The 19,838-nt window shown below is 32.1% G+C and carries 20 protein-coding genes; 7 read left to right on the top strand and 13 right to left on the bottom strand.

Features of this window, described 5'->3' with window-relative positions; genetic code table 11:
• Positions 1 to 4: 4 nt before the first annotated feature.
• Positions 5 to 916: a DUF2156 domain-containing protein gene (locus tag ACS3UD_RS13320; protein ID WP_440977632.1), complete on the bottom strand. Its 912-nt coding sequence runs from the start codon at positions 914 to 916 to the stop codon at positions 5 to 7.
• Positions 917 to 1,131: 215 nt separating this feature from the next.
• On the opposite strand from ACS3UD_RS13320, the gene ACS3UD_RS13325 reads away from it, so the two are divergent.
• The 4 genes from ACS3UD_RS13325 to trxA all read left to right on the top strand — a co-directional run bounded on the left by ACS3UD_RS13325 (position 1,132) and on the right by trxA (position 3,541).
• Entirely contained in the window at positions 1,132 to 1,833 is a 702-nt protein-coding gene (locus tag ACS3UD_RS13325) for a cytochrome c biogenesis CcdA family protein (protein WP_308139145.1), read from the top strand.
• 80 nt (positions 1,834 to 1,913) lie between these two features.
• Complete coding sequence (locus tag ACS3UD_RS13330) at positions 1,914 to 2,345, top strand: winged helix-turn-helix transcriptional regulator (RefSeq protein WP_308139144.1); 432 nt, start codon at positions 1,914 to 1,916, stop codon at positions 2,343 to 2,345.
• A 13-nt stretch (positions 2,346 to 2,358) separates the two neighbouring features.
• Positions 2,359 to 3,210, top strand: a complete 852-nt coding sequence (locus ACS3UD_RS13335) for an NAD(P)/FAD-dependent oxidoreductase (protein ID WP_308139143.1) — start codon at positions 2,359 to 2,361, stop codon at positions 3,208 to 3,210.
• A gap of 1 nt (position 3,211) precedes the next feature.
• Positions 3,212 to 3,541 (top strand): thioredoxin, encoded by a 330-nt coding sequence (gene trxA, locus ACS3UD_RS13340; RefSeq protein ID WP_308139142.1) that lies wholly within the window; start codon positions 3,212 to 3,214, stop codon positions 3,539 to 3,541.
• A gap of 63 nt (positions 3,542 to 3,604) precedes the next feature.
• Here the strand turns inward: trxA and ACS3UD_RS13345 are convergent, their stop codons facing one another.
• The 4 genes from ACS3UD_RS13345 to ACS3UD_RS13360 all read right to left on the bottom strand — a co-directional run bounded on the left by ACS3UD_RS13345 (position 3,605) and on the right by ACS3UD_RS13360 (position 6,228).
• On the bottom strand, positions 3,605 to 4,426 hold the full coding sequence (locus ACS3UD_RS13345; RefSeq protein WP_308139141.1) for a methyl-accepting chemotaxis protein: 822 nt from the start codon (positions 4,424 to 4,426) through the stop codon (positions 3,605 to 3,607).
• Positions 4,427 to 4,530: 104 nt separating this feature from the next.
• Complete coding sequence (locus tag ACS3UD_RS13350) at positions 4,531 to 5,091, bottom strand: GNAT family N-acetyltransferase (protein ID WP_440977633.1); 561 nt, start codon at positions 5,089 to 5,091, stop codon at positions 4,531 to 4,533.
• A gap of 334 nt (positions 5,092 to 5,425) precedes the next feature.
• Positions 5,426 to 5,848, bottom strand: a complete 423-nt coding sequence (locus tag ACS3UD_RS13355) for a PPC domain-containing DNA-binding protein (RefSeq protein WP_308139139.1) — start codon at positions 5,846 to 5,848, stop codon at positions 5,426 to 5,428.
• Between the two features lie 11 nt (positions 5,849 to 5,859).
• On the bottom strand, positions 5,860 to 6,228 hold the full coding sequence (locus tag ACS3UD_RS13360) for a VOC family protein (RefSeq protein WP_308139138.1): 369 nt from the start codon (positions 6,226 to 6,228) through the stop codon (positions 5,860 to 5,862).
• A 386-nt stretch (positions 6,229 to 6,614) separates the two neighbouring features.
• Here ACS3UD_RS13360 and ACS3UD_RS13365 point away from each other — a divergent pair, with 386 nt between their 5' ends.
• From ACS3UD_RS13365 to ACS3UD_RS13375, 3 genes are all read left to right on the top strand, one after another.
• On the top strand, positions 6,615 to 7,796 hold the full coding sequence (locus tag ACS3UD_RS13365; RefSeq protein WP_308139137.1) for a GGDEF domain-containing protein: 1,182 nt from the start codon (positions 6,615 to 6,617) through the stop codon (positions 7,794 to 7,796).
• Between the two features lie 225 nt (positions 7,797 to 8,021).
• On the top strand, positions 8,022 to 8,570 hold the full coding sequence (locus ACS3UD_RS13370) for an RNA polymerase sigma factor (protein ID WP_308139136.1): 549 nt from the start codon (positions 8,022 to 8,024) through the stop codon (positions 8,568 to 8,570).
• Positions 8,554 to 9,474 (top strand): DUF3298 and DUF4163 domain-containing protein, encoded by a 921-nt coding sequence (locus tag ACS3UD_RS13375; RefSeq protein WP_308139135.1) that lies wholly within the window; start codon positions 8,554 to 8,556, stop codon positions 9,472 to 9,474. The genes ACS3UD_RS13370 and ACS3UD_RS13375 overlap by 17 nt, the downstream gene beginning before the upstream one ends.
• 195 nt (positions 9,475 to 9,669) lie before the next feature.
• Here the strand turns inward: ACS3UD_RS13375 and ACS3UD_RS13380 are convergent, their stop codons facing one another.
• The 8 genes from ACS3UD_RS13380 to ACS3UD_RS13415 form a co-directional block, all read right to left on the bottom strand.
• Positions 9,670 to 12,507: a UPF0182 family membrane protein gene (locus ACS3UD_RS13380; RefSeq protein WP_308139134.1), complete on the bottom strand. Its 2,838-nt coding sequence runs from the start codon at positions 12,505 to 12,507 to the stop codon at positions 9,670 to 9,672.
• A gap of 70 nt (positions 12,508 to 12,577) precedes the next feature.
• Positions 12,578 to 13,339 (bottom strand): SigB/SigF/SigG family RNA polymerase sigma factor, encoded by a 762-nt coding sequence (locus ACS3UD_RS13385; protein WP_308139133.1) that lies wholly within the window; start codon positions 13,337 to 13,339, stop codon positions 12,578 to 12,580.
• Positions 13,340 to 13,349: 10 nt separating this feature from the next.
• Positions 13,350 to 13,727, bottom strand: coding sequence for an ATP-binding protein (locus tag ACS3UD_RS13390; RefSeq protein ID WP_308139132.1), 378 nt, complete (start codon positions 13,725 to 13,727; stop codon positions 13,350 to 13,352).
• A 4-nt stretch (positions 13,728 to 13,731) separates the two neighbouring features.
• Positions 13,732 to 14,046 carry an STAS domain-containing protein gene (locus ACS3UD_RS13395; protein WP_213924092.1) on the bottom strand — a complete coding sequence of 105 codons (315 nt, stop codon included), beginning with the start codon at positions 14,044 to 14,046 and terminating at the stop codon, positions 13,732 to 13,734.
• A gap of 17 nt (positions 14,047 to 14,063) precedes the next feature.
• Complete coding sequence (gyrA, locus tag ACS3UD_RS13400) at positions 14,064 to 16,532, bottom strand: DNA gyrase subunit A (RefSeq protein WP_308139131.1); 2,469 nt, start codon at positions 16,530 to 16,532, stop codon at positions 14,064 to 14,066.
• Positions 16,533 to 16,548: 16 nt separating this feature from the next.
• Positions 16,549 to 18,459, bottom strand: a complete 1,911-nt coding sequence (gene gyrB / locus ACS3UD_RS13405) for a DNA topoisomerase (ATP-hydrolyzing) subunit B (protein WP_308139130.1) — start codon at positions 18,457 to 18,459, stop codon at positions 16,549 to 16,551.
• A gap of 11 nt (positions 18,460 to 18,470) precedes the next feature.
• Entirely contained in the window at positions 18,471 to 19,592 is a 1,122-nt protein-coding gene (recF, locus tag ACS3UD_RS13410; protein WP_308139129.1) for a DNA replication/repair protein RecF, read from the bottom strand.
• Complete coding sequence (locus ACS3UD_RS13415; RefSeq protein WP_308139128.1) at positions 19,589 to 19,807, bottom strand: RNA-binding S4 domain-containing protein; 219 nt, start codon at positions 19,805 to 19,807, stop codon at positions 19,589 to 19,591. Before ACS3UD_RS13415 ends, recF begins: the two co-directional genes overlap by 4 nt.
• Between the last annotated feature and the right edge of the window lie 31 nt (positions 19,808 to 19,838).

Consider the following 19,838-nt stretch of genomic DNA (forward strand, 5'->3'; position numbering starts at 1 on the left):
TTTATCAGCTCACTTTAATCAAATATTTCTTTACCATTTTTACGGGATGGTATGACCGCTTTGCTTTTCTAAGTCCTAAATTTCCCGTATCTTCCTGCCTGTTTACAAATTCTATGTCGCCAAAGCTCTCCATCAAGAATTGCCTGTTTAAAAATGCGTATACACCTTTATAAATCACTTCTCCTCTTTCCACATGTATAACAGCCATTTTGTCATTGACCTTTTCTCCTACAGCAAACCCTGCTAGATTTCCGTCCACATATATTGCAATTGATTTTAAATCAAAAAAATGCAACTCGCTGAACAAGTCCTTGATTGCATCAATTTCCATAAGCATTTCTTTATCAACTGTTACGGCCACTTCTTCGTGCCACCTATGCAAAAGCTCAAGACAATCTTTTATTACCTTTTCATTATCTATTTTTTTAATTTCATATTCGTATGATTTTCTAAAAGAATTGACATGATTCTTTTTTCCGTGATACTTCTTTCCTCTCAGCTCTATCAAGTCTGCTGTATTATACACATACTCAAAATCATTTACATCCTCAATTGCTTCTATTTTAAAATCTGTGTATTTTTTCAAATCCTCAATAAACTTTTCATCTACATCACCGAAAAGATAGTTTCTGTCTGTATAATTTTCATTTCTCTCAATAAGCTTATCTATAAGATCCGTTAAATTTTCTTTTTCATATTTTAATGGCTGGGCATAGAATGTACCCTTGCCTTCCTCATTTTTTTCTATAACCAATGCGTCATTAATTACTGCATATTTGACATTATTAAGCTTTCTCCACATATAAAGTGAAGAAAACAAGTACTCGTATGACTCAATGTTTTCCTTATCTATATATTGTTCAATTACATCTTTGTCATCAAGAAACAGACATTTAAAATTTATAATAACAATCACTCCCATTAATTAATAATATATATAGAATAACCATCAGCATTTAATATAATTACCCTTTATCCATTATTAATAAACATTTTTTATATATTATACTAACACATAATTATAAAGTTTCAACATCTTTATCACTAATAAACTTATTTTTTAAAGTTACTTGACAATTTAAAGTAACTATGCTATTTTATTTTTATACTAACTAACATATGGGGGATGCCATGAATTTTATACTTGTTTTTCTGGAAGGTTTTTTATCATTTTTCTCACCCTGCGTATTGCCTCTGATACCTGTCTACATAAGCTATCTTGCAGGCAACGGGAAAAAAATCAGTTCTGACGGGACTGTATTGTACGAAAGAAAAACTGTATTTACAAATACATTTGCTTTTGTTTTGGGAATCTCAAGTGTATTTTTTATTTTGGGATTGTCTTTTTCTGCTTTGGGAACATTTTTTAACAAAAACCGAATCTTATTCAGCCATATAGGAGGCATAGTAATCATTATTATGGGACTTGTTCAGCTGGATTTAATAAAACTTAATTTTCTTAAATCCGAAAGAAGATTTCACATGAATTTATCTGATATAAAAATGAATCCTGTCATAGCTTTTTTCATGGGATTCACATTCAGTTTTGCATGGACTCCGTGCGTAGGTCCGGCTCTATCCTCAGTGTTGATAATGGCATCAAATTCCGGCAGTGTTTTTTACGGTAACATGCTGGTATTATTATATACTCTGGGATTTATAATACCTTTTATAATGTTGGGGCTATTTACGTCTGAAGCATTGAATTTTTTCAAAAAGAAAAGGAATATGGTCAAATATACAATCAAAGCAGGAGGAATCATATTAATTATAATAGGTATTATGACATTTACCGGTTCACTCGCGGATATAAGCAAATTACTTGCTTTTTAATAAAATTTATTTTATTTGTTTATAATTAAAATTATCATATGAGCAAATAATAAATGTACTACGAATTACAAGGAGAAAAAATGAAAATTCAATATAATTTACCCTGTAATATAGCTCAGACGCTTAATATAATCGGCGATAAATGGTCGCTTCTCATACTACACAGAATATTTATAGGATGCGAAACATACAAAGATATACAAGAAGGACTTGAAGGAATCGCTACAAATTTGCTGTCAGAACGGCTTAAAAGCATGGAAGCTGATGATCTTATATCCAGAGAGCTTTACCAGGATCATCCTCCAAGATATAAATACACCCTGACAGAAAAAGGTATGGATTTAGTTGATGTCTTTAACAGTCTGATGCTGTGGGGAGAAAAACATCTGAACAAATGCTATAAAAAGCTGGTTCACAAAAATTGCGGAGGCAGTATAGAGCACAGATACTACTGCACCGAGTGTAATAAAAATGTTGATGCAATAGAACTGGACGTAACAGATCCAGAATAATAGGAGAAAATATATGGTAGATATTTTAATAGTAGGTGCCGGGCCGGCAGGTTTATCGGCAGCTGTAAATGCGGTAACAAGAGGAAAGACCGTACGCATTTTCAATAATAAAGAAAACTATTTGTCAAAGGCAGAAAGAGTTGACAACCACCTAGGATTTTACAACATCAGTGGAAAAGATTTAATGAATAAGTTTAACGAACACGCAGAAGCTATGAATATAAAAATCGAGGAAGGAAAAGTTGTAAACATCCTTCCAATGGGCGAAAGTTTCATGGTAAATATAAACGGAGAAATTGAAGAAGCAAAAAAAGTAATACTTGCAATGGGAATATCAAAAGTTAAAGAACTTCCCGGTGAAGGAAAACTGCTGGGCATGGGAGTAAGCTACTGTGCAACCTGCGACGGTATGCTTTACAGAAATAAAAATGCTGTCGTATGGGATCAATCCAAAGATGCCCTTGAAGAGGCAAATTATTTAAGCAGCATAGGTGTCAATGTTACATTTGTTTCAAAAAATCCACGTTCTGAACATTTAAATAAAAGCATAAAATATTATAATGGCGCTCTTACAAAAATTATAGGCGAAGATGTGGTGGAAGCCGTTATTGCAGGTCAAGAAAAAATAGCATCTGAAGCGGTATTTATGCTGCGAGATGCAGTTGCGCCTACAGCACTTATTGACGGATTAGAAACAGAAGGAAACTTTATAGCAGTTGACAGAAACATGGAAACAAACATAAGCGGTGTATATGCAACAGGGGATATAACAGGTAAGCCGCTGCAGCTTTCAAAGGCAGTGAGTGAGGGTTTAATCGCTGCACAGCATGCAGCTTTACAAATAGATAAAATTAAGGAGAATTAAAATGGCAGAACAAATAAAATACGTAAAAAACACTAAGGAATTTGATGATTTACTTGCAAAAGAAAAATATGTACTGGTAGATTTCTGGGCTACTTGGTGCGCACCATGCAGAATGATTGCACCGGTAATAGAAAAATTATCAGAACAATATGACGGAAAAATAACTGTTGCAAAGGTTGATGTGGATCAGCAGCAGGAGCTTTCAATCCGCTATGGAATTCAAAGCATTCCGACAGTGATTCTATATAAAGAAGGAAAAATAGCAGCAAAAGAAATAGGTGTCAAACCTATGGCTTCTTTCACAAAAATGCTTGACAGTCACATAGCTTAATAAAAAAGTGGAACGACATCATTAAAATATTGTCGTTCCTTATTTTTTTTACCAATAACTTTTTTATATTAAATTTTCAGCCATATCAACCAGTTCTTCGGACATTCCGGACAAGGATTGAATTGATGTGCTTATTTCCTCGGTTGATGCAGTTATTTGAGCCAGCGTTGAAGAAAGTTCTTGACTTTGTTTGCTGACCTTCTCATTTTCAGATTTTAGTTTTTCCAATATATCATTTATTTTTTTAGTAGAACTTGAGCTGTTTTCAGCCAACTGGCTGATTTCATTTGCCACTACATTGAAGCCTTTTCCCGCATCCCCTGCACGGGCAGCTTCAATTGCTGCATTAAGACCTAACAGCTTAGTCTGCCTTGATATATTGTAAACCGCATCAACAATTTTATCGGTTTCCTTAACGGATTGAAGGTTTACTTTAGAAATGCTTTCCATTTGGCAGCTTAATCCACCTACCTTCTCTAATCCTGATGCGTTGTCAGTTACAGATGTTGTAATTTGTTCTATAATTGAAGATAAATTCTGAGCCATACTGACCAGCTTTTCTTTAGAATCTAACGATTCTGCAACTACTACACATCCAATAACTACACTATCATCAAATAATGGTACTGCTCTTCCCATGTACGGTATGCCATATAATTCACGCGGAACCTGTCTTATAATAGGCCTTTTTAATTTCATAGCTTCAAAGGCAACTGCACCTTCTTTAAGTATGTCTCCTTCATATACATCAAACCTAATAGTCTTGCCAGGTTTTATTGCAATAATTTTTTCCGTGTCACATACAGTAATATTAAAATCCGCTGTCACTAATTTTTGAAAAATACCTATAAACTCTCCCAATATTTCTAAATGTTCTTTTTTCATTTACCCTCCCAAATACATTATATGTGTATACGTTTTCATGCATTAAATATCGACAGAAAATTATTTATTCATGATGTATTACCATAGTTATCAAAAATAAATATTTAAATCCATTCATATCTTAAAAGGCCATACATGTACAAATCATACCATTTTCCATCCCTCAAAACAAACTGCCTTAAAACCCCCTCCTTTATAAAGCCTGACTTTTCATACAAAGCAATTGCGGCATGATTAAATTCCAGTACATTAAGTTGTATCCTATGAAAATTCAAATCATTAAATCCGTAACTCAGAAGCAGATCCAAAGATTCTCTGCCGTATCCTCTGCCTCTCGTATTTACATCACCGATGCCGATAAACAAGGTTGCAACTTTATTTTCCCAAATTATATCATCAAATCCCGCAATTCCTATTATTTCATTATTTTCTGCTAGCCTGACTGCAAACACAACAGACTCTTTATTTTTTTCATAACTCTCAAAAGTTTTATCAACATCTTCCTTTTTTTGCGGTATCGGAGGCATATAATCATAGAACTTCAAAAATTCAATGTCTGAAAACCATTTATAAATAACTTCCATATCCTCTTTTTCAATTTTGTTTAAAAAAACCCCCGGAGACGTTTTTTTTCGGAATTGTTTAACTTCATCAGTTGATTTCATAGATTTATCCTTGTGTTTTTATTTCACTAATCTATAAAATATTTTATAGATTAATAGACAAATTGTCAAATAAAAAGAAAGTTTCTTATATTTTAACAAATTTATCTATAAATTGGAAAACAAACTTTAAAAAAATAAAGTAAAAGGATACTTGGTTTCCGCTACTAGCTATTGACGGATCTTTATTTATTTTATACGGAGGCATGCAAAATCCATTGTTTATATATTACGCTTTATTTTGTATGTTAGTAATTGCAGCTGATCTATTATTTTATCAAAAGAATTTATCATTAAAAAAACTGCCTTAAATATTTTCAAAAGGCAGCTTTCATAACTAGTCAAATTTTAAAAGGTTTAGTCCAACCTCGTCATTAAACTCTCTGTCAACTGTACCATCAATTATATTTATAAACAATTCGCATGTTGCACTTACAACCGCTGAATTTAGATGTCCTCCACGAACACTGTATTCTTTGTCTCCCACACTCATATGCAAATGATTATAGAGCTGGCCTTCTTTTGTAGTAATACTTCCGGTTAGTGAAACAATTTCAAAATCTCCTGTGTATTTTTCAGAATGATATTTCTTTTCTTTTGTGTCAAATAATCCAATCACTATTTCACCCACTGCTCCCAGTGCATTGATATTGGCAAGCTTTATATCTTCTTTTGCACATATTTTCATTATTTCTGCAACAACTTCTTCACCCTTATCTATTCTTGCGATTATTGTATTGTTAAATCTCTTGTATTCCATAAAATCCTCTCTTATTTCTTTCTTACTATTTCCACCCAGTACCCATCAGGATCTATAATAAAGTAAATTCCCATTAATTCATTGACAAATTCAACACATCCCATTTCCTTATGCTTTTTATAAGCTTCATCATAGTTGTCAACTGCCATTGCAAGATGAAATTCCTGTTCTCCAAGGTCATATGGCTCTGTTCTGTCCTTCAACCATGTAAGCTCTAATGAAAAATCTGTTTCTCCATCTCCTAAAAAAACTAGAATATAGCTTCCGTCAGCCGATTCTTTTCTCCTTACCTCTTTTAGACCCAATGCTTCTTTATAAAAATTCTTACTTCTTTCTAAATCAAAAACATTGAAATTAAAATGATTAAATTCAAACTTCATATAAGCCTCCTTAATAATAAAAATTTTACTAATTTTGTATAGTTATTTACTCTCGCTTTGTTTTTTTATGATTAAATGCATTATATCATAAAAAAATAATATTATCCAAATCCTTTATTAATAGTGTAACTAAAGTACTTGTTATAAAATAAGCTCTAGACAAAATAATTCATATGTACCTTATCTTGTTTTGCAATAAGAATATATTTAAGAAATATTTTATAATTTTAGTATTTTAATGACATATGACGATTAAAATGATAAAATATATCAGTTGAGCATTAGATGACATTTTCATTTATCAATTCATAATGTCCATTCACGAAATTATAACTATATCAATATGTTTATCGCTATAAAATTTAGAAATTGCAGGAGAAAATGAAATGCAGCAAAGAAAAAATACCTCTAAAAGTAAAATTCAGCTAGAAAATGAAATACTGCAAGAGTATAACAAAATCGATAACAATTGGCTGTTACTGCATTATAAAATTTCAATTGCAACGGTTATTTTTGTGCTGACAGTAGAGTGTATGTTGAGCCCTATTTTTATTTATTCGGACATATTGACAACTACTGTTTCAAAATATGTTATAAAGTTTATTGCTGTGCCAAGTGGTATTAATTTTCTATGCATTGCAGTTGCTACAGCAGTAATGCGGTCTGATATAGTTTCGCAGAAGTTTAAAATATATTCAATATCAATCATTTATGCAATTATATGCTTTGTTTCTTATACGGCACACAGTGCATTCACAGTAACTTATTTTATTTTTTCAGGAGCAATTATACTCACAACAATTTATGCCAGTTACTCAGTTACTTTTTCCACAGCATTTATAAGCATAGGTTTATTTATTATTTCAGAAGTATTTGTTTCCTGGGATGTAGATAAGACCAGTATCTTCGAAAGTACACTTCGTTTAGGCAATTTTCTTGTTTCTCTTCTTATTATTTTTGGATTTTCTGCAGTATGCATGATAATTATTCAATATGAACAAAAAAAAAATACAGCCAGCATCAATATTGAAAAAGAAAGGATTATGCTTTATCACCGTCTTAAACTCGATGAGGTAACAGGCATATTTAACAGAAAAGCACTTCATGATGCAATGCGCGATTTAGAAGAAGATTCAAAAGGAAAATACATATTTGCAATTATTGATATAGACAATTTCAAAACAATTAATGATAGTTTCGGACATCAAATAGGTGATAAATGTTTGGTTGAATTTGCAAGTTTATTAAAAGAACATTCCGAAAAGGCTGTTCCATTCAGATATGGCGGCGATGAGTTTTGTCTGTTGTTTCATAATTCAAATATTGAAGAAGCAGTTAAAATTTGTGAACAAATTCAGTCTAAATTAAATAGCATTAACCTTTCAATAAATTCAGATTTAAAGGTGACTGCCAGTTTTGGTCTAACTGAATATGAAGATGAAATGAATGCAGCAAAATTATTTGTTTGCGCAGATCAGGCCTTATACAAGGCAAAAGTCGAACGCAACAGCATACAGGTTTTTAAAAAGGAATTAATGCTTATGAAAGGCGAAGTAATAAATATTTGACAATAAACTATATTTTTTATGAAATTATTACTATTTTATAAATAGTTTTACAATAAGTAAGAATTAAGCTTATTTAAAGGCTTCCTGTGATAAAATTAAAATCTCAGGAAGCTTTTTAATTAATTTAAATCAATTTATAGTATTAAACCAGAATTGCTATTATATATAATTTTATTTTTTATGAGACTTTTTATTATATTACCCCGTCTAATAAACGTAAGGAGAGTGAGAGAGGAAATGCCTGCAGGAGAAAAAGATACTTACCAAAACTTAGTTAACTTAATAGTTGAAAATCAAAATAGATTCTATTTATTTGCTTACAGTTATGTAAAAAACAAAGAAACCTCTCTAGATATGGTTCAAGAGGCAGTATATAAAGCATTAAAATCTTCAGATCAATTAAAAAATACAAATCAAATGAAAGCTTGGTTTTACCGTATTCTAGCCAATGTTTGTCTGGATGAAATTCGAAAAAGCAAGCATTCAATTGCAACTGATCCCGAAGTATTTATTGAACAGGACTTAAGGATCAATGACAAACAGGAAGATGTATCTCAAGCAGAGTTATTGGATCTGTACAAAGCACTTAATGAGCTGGAGCCGAAAACCAAATCAATAATAATACTGAGATACTTTGAAGACATGAAACTTGCCGATATAGCCAAAATACTTGGAATTAATCTCAGTACGGTTAAATCAACTCTTTATCGTGCTTTGGATTCACTGAAAATACAGTTGAAGGGAGATGTGTTTCAAAATGAATCAATGGGATAATGAGAATATGAGCAAAATCAACGAACTTAAAAAAATATATGAAAATCCGGAAATTCCTCAGGAACTTCCTCAGGTTATTCAAAACGTAATTAAAAAAGTAGAAAACGAAAGAAATGGGGTAATTAACATGACAATCAAAAATGAAAAATCAAAAAAACCTTACTGGAAAAAAATAGTTGCTATTGCAGCAGCAATTACAATCTTTGTTGGAGCTTTCGGAATAGGAGTATCTACAAATGAGGCTTTTGCAGCTTCCATGGAAAATGTACCTATATTAGGTGCTCTTGCGAGGATTTTTACTGCTGAGGAAATTCACGAAACTAACGATGTATCCACTGTAGATATTAAGATTCCTGAAATTGATGGACTTAAAGATAAAGATCTACAGGAACAAATAAATAAAGCTGTTCAGAACGATATGAATAAAGCAGTTGAAGAAACAAAAGTAGTACTTGAAGAATATAAACAGGCAAGAATAGAAACAGGAACTAAAGAGGAAGATATCGTGCTTCCTGAACTTGTTGCCGACTATGATGTAAAATGCAACAGCGAAGATTATATTTCTTTTAAAGTATGGGTTACACAAGATTTTGCCAGCGCATATTATCAAGAATTCTATTACAATTATGATCTTAATAAAAACAGTAAAGTGACATTGGAAGATTTGCTTGGCAAAGATTATGTTTCAGTTGCAAATGAGCAAATATCAGAAGAAATTGCAGAAAGATCAAAAGATGAAAACAATGTTTACTTTGGTGAAAATGATGGAGGCTTTAAATCAATTAAGGAAGATCAGACTTTCTATATCAATGAAAATGGCAACCCCGTTATAATATTTAATAAATATGAAATTGCACCTGGTTATATGGGAATGCTTGAATTTGAAATTAAAAAAGATAAGTAATAATTATTTGCAGTAAAAACACCATGTATTATTGAAATAACCCCTAAGATTAGGCATAAAAGTTTTGATCTTAGGGGTTATTATTATACATAAATTTCATTATTATGGTTTATAAAAAATTGAAGAGCATAAGAATGAAACTGTTTAATTTCATCCTAATTCGCTCTTCAATATTAAGACTTAGTTTAATTTTTTTTATTGCTGCTCTGTTCCTTTGTTCTCTGTAACATTTCCGTCAGGAGTATTGTTTTCATTCGTACTTTGAGCAGTGTTAGTCAGCAAGTTCAATCTTTCTAACACTTCTTCAAGATTTTCTAGGCTATCGCCATATGAAGACCAGTCTCCTTTTTGAGAAGCTTCTGTAGCCTCGTTAAAAAACTGTGTTGCTTGTTTTATCAAATCATTAATATTTGTATCATCATACTCATATTCTTCTTCGACAGGCTGCTCTTCTTCTGTGTAAATTCCAAATATCTTCTCTATTGCCTTTTCAAGTGTAGATTCCATTATGATTTTTTCATCATAATAAACAACTACCATTTTCATTTCAGGGAAATTGCTCTCTGTGTCAGACTTAAGATAAATAGGTTCCACGTAAAGCAGAGATTCTTCTATAGGCACTACCACTGTGTTTCCTCTGAGCACTGTTGAGCCTACCTGACTCCATAACGTCAGCTGAGAAGATATTACCGTATCCTGGTCAATTTTTGTTTCCATCATGCTAGGTCCAGGTATTGTCTTTGTTTTTGGAAACTCGTACAATACAAGATCACCGTAAGCTTCACCGTCATTTCTGGCTGCCAAAAGTGCTATCATATTATCTTTGTTTTGAGGAGTGTATTGAGTAGTCAAAAGAAATTCAACATCATCTTCCTCCGGAAGTTTAAACATTACGTAGTTTGAACCTATAGGTTGTTCTCCGTTATTCATATATTTCTCATTCGCTATATCCCAATAGTCTTCTCTTCCGAAAAATACTGTGGGATTTTCTATGTGATAAAGTCTGTACATATCTGACTGTACGTCAAAATATGCTTGAGAATATCTGATGTGACTTTTTAATCCTTCCGGCATTTCGCTCATAGGTTTAAATAAGTCAGTAAATATTTTACTATATGTTTTTATAATCGGATCGGTCTCGTCTGAAATATAGAAATCTACAGAACCATCATATGCATCTATTACCGCTTTAACTGAATTTCTTATATAGTTTACATTCCAACCTTCAATAAATTTATCTGTAGGCTGAGAATATGCAAATTTGTCGCTTACGGTAAATCCTTCAATTATCCAATAAAGTTTTCCGTCATCCTGGTTAATTACAATGTAGGCATCATTGTCAAAATACATAAATGATGCAATTTCATAAACTCTCTGCATTATGTTTCTGTTTAAAAGTATTCTGCTGTCAGAGTTTATGTTATTAGAAATAAATAGTCTGTAACTTGCTTCTCTCAAGCTGAAAAGCAGTTTGTTCACAAACGAAAGCTTTATACCTGCTTCTCCTTCATACAGTGTCTCAACATTATCTGAACCTGAAGGGTAGTCAAATTCTTTTTCATCAGAATTAACTATTATATAGTCATTTGTACTCTCACCAAAATAAATTTCAGGTCTTGTTATTTTTAAATCCGTGCTCGTAATAGGAGGTATATTTTTCATAAGCATTTCAGGCTGCCCCTGAGAAGTAACTTCATTCACCTGCGATAATGTTATTCCATACCCGTGTGTATATTTCAAGTACTGATTAACCCATGTCCTTGCCTGATCATTTAAACGGTTCTGATCAAGCTCTCTCGCCGATAGAAATACTTGCTTATAATCTCCGTTAATATTGTATCTATCAACATCTACATCATTAAAAACATAGTAGGGTCTGATACCCTGAAGCTGATTATAAACCTGAATTAAAGGTTCCTGATCGTTTATTCTTATATTATCAATAACTTCTTTATTATTGTTTATATCTTCTATAGTTAATTCATTAGTTGCCGGAAATTGAACTATTTTTACATCATCCAAAGCATATGCGCTCTGAGTGCTTTTTATGCTGTACTCCATATACTTCGTCTCTTTAGACAGCTGATCGGGTTCAACAACAAAGTTTTCGACTAATCCGGCTAATCCTGTTCCTGCAATTGAAATAACAATCAATGCAACGGGCATTGTCAATGCAAATTTAAGATTTCTTTTTCTTGCTCCCATGAAAAAAGTAACAGCTGAAATCAAACATCCTATTGCGAGTATTCTATATAAATTCAACGTTACATTTATATCGGTATAACCCGCGCCAAAAACTCTGCCCAATTGAGAATACAAAAGTTCATAACTTCTAAGTACAAATTTTACTCCCAATAGAACAAACACAAAAATTCCTATTACAGAAAGCTGGTTTATAATTTTAGATGCAAATTTTACATTTAAAACAGCACTGAAATCAAATTGGTAATTATTGAATTTCATCTCTGTAAATTGTTCAGTTACATTTTTAAGGCTGTCTTTAATTGTAAGATACCCATAAAACAATACTGTCACAACTATTAGCAAGAATAAAATGTTCATCACAAAATCAATTAATGTATTTATAAGTGGAAGTTTAAATATGTAAAAACTCATATCATTGTTGAAAATTGGATCTACTACGCCAAAGCTTTCACTGTTAAAAAACTGAAGAATCTGAAACCATGTTCCCGATACTACACTTACAGTAAACAAAAAGCTTATGGCCACAGAAATTATCTTCATCCACATTAATGACTTTTTTTTGGATTGCGTATCAATAACTCCCGATTCCAAGTCGTACTTTTTTTTCAGTTTCCTTATAAAAACATACAATAAAATACTTAATAAAAAAAATACAGGAATACCTATTGCAAACTGAGCTTTTATTTTAGTTAAAAAGGTTTCTGTATATCCTACTTCTTTAAACCACGAATAATCTGTTAAAAATTTAATGACACCACCAAATGAATTTACGGCCAAAAATACTATTATAATTAAACCAATAACAAAAAATCTTCCCCTATTTCTCATATTTCCTCCTTTAAGAATAATTTATGGTATATAAATAAACAGCACAATGTTTTTATTTTTAATTAAATTTCTATTTATTAAATTCAATTCTTAATTTTTCCAAAGATTTTTTTTCTATTCTTGATACGGTCATTTGAGAAATATTAAGTTCTTTTGCAATTTCACTTTGTGTCTTTCTTAAATAAAATCTCTTTATTATTATTTGTCTTTCCAAATCATTTAATTTATTCATGGATTTTTGAATAAAATCCTGATTTTCAATCTTTATAAAATGAGCATCCTCCTGCCCAACAACATCCATCAGAGACAAATCACTGTCATCGCCGCTGGAATCAAATTTTTCATCCAATGACTGGGAATTAAACATTTTTCCAGCTTCAAATGCCTCTAATACCTCTTCTTCTGTTACATTAAGATATTCTGCTATTTCTCCAACGGTGGGAGCTCTATTAAGCTGATTGCTTAAAGTGTTGTTTGCTTCATTAACTTTCTTTGATATTTCTTGAATTTTTCTAGGCACTTTAATAGCCCAGCCTTTATCCCTGAAGTACTTTTTAATTTCCCCCAGAATGGTCGGAGTAGCAAAGCTGGTAAATTCAAATCCCTTGGTAATGTCAAACCTCTCAATGGCATAAATTAATCCCATGCAGGCTATTTGAAAAATATCCTCATGTTCTATTCCCTTGTTAGTATATTTCCTAGAAATTATTTCTGCCATGTATCTGTATTTTTCAAAGATTTCATTTCTGGTTTCTAAGTCTTTATTATGCTTGTACTGCAAAAATAAATCCTGATTTTTAATATTTTTTTTATTTTGTATTGCTTCACCCATATATTAACGCCTACTCATAAATATTTATACTCTTTTCAAATACTATCTTTTTACTTTTCGCATCAAATTTATAATTGTCAGCCAGGCTTTCAATAATCATTATGCACATATCCCTATTTGTACTGTTTTCTTCAGAAATTTCACCTGTATTTAAATCAGTTACTTCAACATTCAATTTACCGTCTGTCATCTCATATCTTATATTTAAAGGTTCACTGTTATTTTTAACTATATTTATAAAAAGAGTGCAAACCTCTGATATAATAACTTTTATATCTTCTATTTCATCTACGTTAAACCCGTTCATATTTGACAAAGCAGATGTTGTAAGCCTGATTGTACTCATATATTCAGATTTTTTAGGAATAGTTAAATTTATTTTTTCCATTATATCACCTCTGAATACTAAAAATCTTATTTAATCCTGTTATATCGAATAATTTATATATATTAGGTTTTAGATTTATCACCTTTATGCTAAGATTCTTTTCCTGGAGCTTTTTGTAAATGCCCATTAAAATTCCAAGACCGGTTGAATCAATGTAATCAAGCTTTTCGCCATTAATTACTATATTGCTGTTTTTTTCTTCGATTAACTCAAAAATTTTATTTTTGAGTTCAGGAGAAGTATATATATCTACTTCTCCCACAGGAATTATTTCTAAATTATTTTCCGAAGTCAATTCATATTTAATTTCTAATGACATGATAACCTCCACTAATCTTATTCTTCTTCGTCTTCCAAACTACGGTCCTCTGAATAAATTTTTGCTACAGATACTACTCTATCGTCGCCATTTAATCTCATGGCAATTACTCCTTGAGTATCTCTTCCCATAATTGAAATTTCCGTTGCATGCATTCTTATAATTGACCCGTTGATGCTCAGCATCATTATGTCATCTTCCTTTTCAACAATCAAAGAACCTATTATCGGGCCTGTTTTATTATTTACATTATGTGCCTTCATTCCCTTTCCGCCTCTGTTCTGGCATCTGTATTCCTGAGACAAGGTTATTTTTGCATACCCGTTTTCCGTTACTGTTAAAATATATTTCTTTTCAGTGCTTTCATTGTTTTCATTAATTATGCTCATTGTAACAAGCTCATCTTCATCACTTATGGTTATTGCCTTAACACCCATAGAGTTTCTGCCTGTTGCTCTTACATCTTTTTCATTGAATTTTATTCCCTTACCGGATTTTGTAACTATAAATATATCCTTAGTGCCATCAGTTTTTGAAACATTTATAAGCTCATCATCATCGGCGATTTTTATTGCTACTAAACCTGTTTTTCTTGTTGTATCAAAATCGCTGAGTTTAGTCTTTTTAATAATCCCTTTTTTGGTTACAAATATTAGGTATTCATCGTCATTGAACTCTCTTATTGGAATTATTGATCTTACTTGCTCACCTGAATCTATGCTTATCAAATTTATAGCGGCTGTACCCTTGGCCTGACGTCTTGCTTCAGGAACTTCATATGCCTTAATTCTGAACATTCTTCCTTTGTTTGTCATAAACAGAAGATTATCATGAGTAGATGTTATAAATAAATCCTTTACAAAATCTTCTTCTCTTGTTTTGAGTGCTGTTATTCCCTTGCCCCCTCTATTCTGAGCCTTGTACGTGTCTTCAGGAAGTCTTTTGATGTATCCAAAATTAGTAAGAGTAATTGCAACATTTTCTTCTTCAATTAAATCTTCTACAGTTATTTCGCCTTCGTCTGCAATTATTTCTGTTCTTCTTTCATCATAAAAATTATTTTTAATATCTTTTAATTCATCTTTTATTATGTTGTCCACCAGGTGCTGGTTTGAAAGAATTTCTTTATATTTAGCAATCATTTCCATTAATTCTTTGTACTCTGCATCTAATTTTTCTCTTTCCAGGCCTTGCAGACGTCTAAGCCTCATATCAATGATTGCTCTTGCCTGAATTTCTGATAAATTAAATGCATCCATCAATTTTTTCTCTGCATCGTCATAAGAAGATCTTATTATTCTTATAACTTCATCAATATTATCAATGGCTATTCTCAAACCTTCAACAATATGAGCTCTTGCTTCAGCTTTATTCAAATCATACTTTGTTCTTCTTACTACAATTTCTCTTTGATGCTCAACGTAATAATGAACCATTTCCTTAAGTGTCAACACCTTAGGCTCATTATTTACAAGAGCTATCATAATAATGCTGAAATTATCTTGAAGCTGAGTATGCTTATATAAATTGTTAAGTACTATGTTAGGATTGTAGTCTCTCTTAATTTCAATAACAATCCTCATACCTTTTCTATCACTTTCATCCCTTAAATCGGAAATGCCGTCGATTTTCTTATCTTTTACAAGATTTGCTATTTTTTCAATCAACCTTGCTTTGTTTACCATGTAAGGAAGCTCGGATACAATTATTCTGCTTTTATTATTTTTTATTTCCTCTATTTCAACTCTTGATTTAACCTTTACGAATCCTCTTCCTGTCATATAGGCATTTTTGATATTTTCTTTTCCCTCTATAATTGCACCTGTAGGAAAATCAGGGCCTTTTATATATCTCATAAGCCCAGGAACATCTATGTCCGGATCATCAATGTATGCCATAACCCCATTTATTACCTCTCCTATGTTCTGAGGAGGGATAGAGCTTGCCATACCAACAGCTATACCCTGTGAGCCGTTAACAAGAAGATTCGGAAAACGGCTTGGAAGAACAACAGGCTCTTTCAATGTTTCATCAAAGTTAGGCCTGAAATCAACAGTATCTTTATTAAAATCCCTTAAAAGCTCCAATGCAATTTTTGACATTCTAGCTTCTGTATAACGCATTGCCGCAGCTTGGTCTCCATCAACAGAACCAAAATTCCCATGACCATCTATCAATGGATAACGCATAGAAAAGCTCTGAGCCAAACGTACCATTGCATCATATACAGCTGAATCTCCGTGAGGATGATACTTACCGAGAACGTCACCGACAATACGTGCACTTTTTTTATGAGGTTTATCAGGTGTCAATCCAAGTTCATTTGCGGAATAAAGAATTCTTCTATGAACAGGTTTAAGCCCATCTCTTACATCTGGCAGGGCTCTTGAAACAATAACCGTCATAGCATAATCTAAATAAGATTTTCTCATTTCCTCGGTAATATTTGTTTCTATAATCTTACTTTTATTTTCATTTTCGCTCATTTATAACCTCCAACAGCTATATATCTAAATTCTTTACATATCGTGCATTTTGTTCAATAAACTCTCTTCTGGGAGCAACTTTATCTCCCATGAGTATACTGAATGTTTCATCTGCAGCCATAGCGTCATCTTCATTGACTCTTAAAAGAATTCTGTCTGCCGGATTCATTGTAGTTTCCCAAAGCTGTTCGGGATCCATTTCTCCCAGACCTTTGTAACGCTGAATTTCAATCTTGTTGTCTCTTCCTATTTCTTCTAAAATATCGCTCAGCTCCGAATCGCTGTACACATATTTTTCGAATTTACCTTTTTTCACCCTGTATAAAGGAGGTTGAGCAGCATAAACATGCCCTTGAGTAATAAGCTCCTTCATATATCTGTAGAAAAATGTGAGCAAAAGAGTTCTTATATGTGCACCGTCCACATCGGCATCTGTCATTATAATTATCTTGTGATACCTTAGTTTTGTTACGTCAAAATCTTCTCCGATACCTGTACCAAAAGCTGTAATCATATTTTTAATTTCTTCAGAATTCAGTATTTTATCTATTCTCGATTTTTCTACATTTAAAATTTTTCCTCTCAAAGGAAGTATTGCCTGATACCTTCTGTCCCTTCCTTCTTTTGCAGACCCTCCTGCTGAATTACCCTCAACTATGCATATTTCACACAAAGTAGGATCCTTCTCAGAACAATCTGCTAATTTACCAGGCAGAGACATACTGTCAAGAGCACCCTTTCTTCTGGCAAGATCTCTTGCTTTTCTTGCCGCTTCTCTTGCTCTTGCCGATCTCAAAGATTTTTCAACAATTAATTTTGCTGTCTTTGGGTTTTCTTCGCAATATACGCTCAATGCTTCCCCTGTTATGTTATCAACTATACCTCTTACTTCGCTGTTTCCCAATTTTGTTTTTGTCTGTCCTTCAAACTGAGGATTAGGTATCTTAATGGAAAGAACAGCTGTAATACCTTCCCTTATATCCTCTCCTGTTATGGAAACATCATTTTCTTTTAATAAATTACTTTTTCTTGCATAATCATTAATAACACGAGTAAAAGCAGTTTTAAAACCTATTAGATGTGTACCGCCTTCTATTGTATTTATATTATTTACAAAAGAAAAAATATTCTCAGAATATGAATCCGTATACTGCATAGATAATTCAACTATAACTTTATCCTTTTTACCTTCAGCATAAATTATATCATCGTGTAAGGCATCCTTTTTTCTGTTTAAAAATTGAACAAATTCCTTTATTCCGCCTTCATAATGAAATTCTTCTTTTACATTTTCCCTCTTGTCTTCTAAAGTTATTTTTATTCCTCTGTTCAGGAATGCAAGCTCTCTCATACGATGCTTCAATGTCGTATAATTGTATTCTATAGCATCAAAAATAGTAGAATCGGGCAAAAATGTTATCGTAGTTCCGTTTTCTTCTGTATCAGATATGTATTTAACCTCTGATTTAGGAATGCCTCTTTCAAATTCCTGCCTATATTTCTTTCCGTCCCAGTTTACTTCCGCAACTAAATAACTAGACAGAGCATTAACACATGACACACCTACGCCGTGAAGTCCGCCTGATACCTTGTACGCATCATTATCAAATTTTCCCCCTGCATGCAGCACTGTCAGCACTGTCTCCAATGTAGATTTCCCTGTCTTATTATTTTTCTCTATAGGAATTCCTCTTCCGTTGTCTACAACCACTATTGAATTATCTTCATTAATGGTTACATTGATAGTATTGCAATATCCCGCCAACGCTTCATCAATGCTGTTATCAACAACTTCATAAACCAATTGGTGTAATCCTCTTTCACCGGTGGAGCCTATATACATTCCAGGTCTTTTCCTAACAGGTTCAAGACCTTCAAGCACCTGTATCTGCTCTGCTCCATAATGAATATTATTTCTATCAGTCATTTATATCTCCTCTAATTTGTAATGTTCCCAATTTTTCCTTCGTTTATATAAAATTTATTCTTATTGTAATTTTCAGTCAATACATTCAAATCGTGATCATCCGTTGTTGTGATGAACGTTTGAATTCCTTTGATATAATTTATTAAAAACCCTTTTCTTTTATTGTCAAGCTCTGAAAGAACGTCATCAAGAAGCAAGACGGGATATTCTCCTATCTCTTCTTTTATAATCTCTATTTCAGCAAGTTTTACAGCTAAAATTGCGGACCTTTGCTGCCCTTGAGAACCAAAATACTTACATTCTTTTTCATTTATTTTTATTATAATATCGTCTTTGTGAGGGCCGTACATTGTAGTTCCGTTTTGAATCTCCTGCTGTAAACCAGAATTAATTTTTTCATAAAACATTTTTTTAAAATCGTCTTTATCAATATTATTTAAATTCCCAACATTGCATAAATAATTTAATTCAAACTTTTCTTTGTTGCCTGAAATATTTGCATAAATATCCACAGAATATTTTTTAAGCTTACTTATGTAATCATATCTGTAGTATACTATTTCCGTTCCAATATTAACCAAGTAATCATTCCAAATATTAATAATATCCTTATTTTTCGATTTTGTATAGTAGTTTTTTAATAATATATTTCTTTCAGTACAGATTTTTTTGTATTTATTGAGCAGATATTTATATTTCGGCTTAATTTGAGAAATATCAATATTAACAAATTTGCGTCTTTCACTAGGACTTCCTTTAACGATTTTCATGTCATCAGGAGTAAATATAACATTATTTAAAATTCCTATCATTTCAGATGTCTTATCTAATTTAACGCCGTTGATTAAAACCTGTTTTCTTTTATTTTTCTCAAGCTGAAGCTGAATTTTCATTTCATAGTTGTTTTTTTGTATATTAACTTCAACAAAGCTTCTGTTTTCGTGAAATTTAATAAGCTCATTTTCACTGTTCAATCTAAACGTCCTGCCTATAGAAGTCAAATAAACTGATTCCATTAGGTTAGTTTTACCCTGGCCGTTATCTCCAACAAAAATATTAAGAGAATCATTTAATTCAATTTCTGCTTCCTCAAAATTCCTGTAATTTTTAATCTTTAGACTTTTTACTATCATTTTTCCTCTTTTGAAATGATATACCTTTCTCCGCCGAAATCAACAATATCTCCTTCTCTCAGCTTTTTGCCTCTTTGCAGCATAACTTCGCCGTTAACTTTTACAAGTCCATCAAGAATTACATTTTTGGCCATTCCGCCTCCCTCAACTGCATTGACAAATTTTAATAGCTGATCAAGTTTTATAAATTCTGTTGAAATGATCACTTTTTCCATAATAAATCCTTCTTTCAGACATTATTCTTAA

The organism is Sedimentibacter sp. LTW-03, from assembly GCF_052059825.1.
Lineage (GTDB): Bacteria > Bacillota > Clostridia > Tissierellales > Sedimentibacteraceae > Sedimentibacter.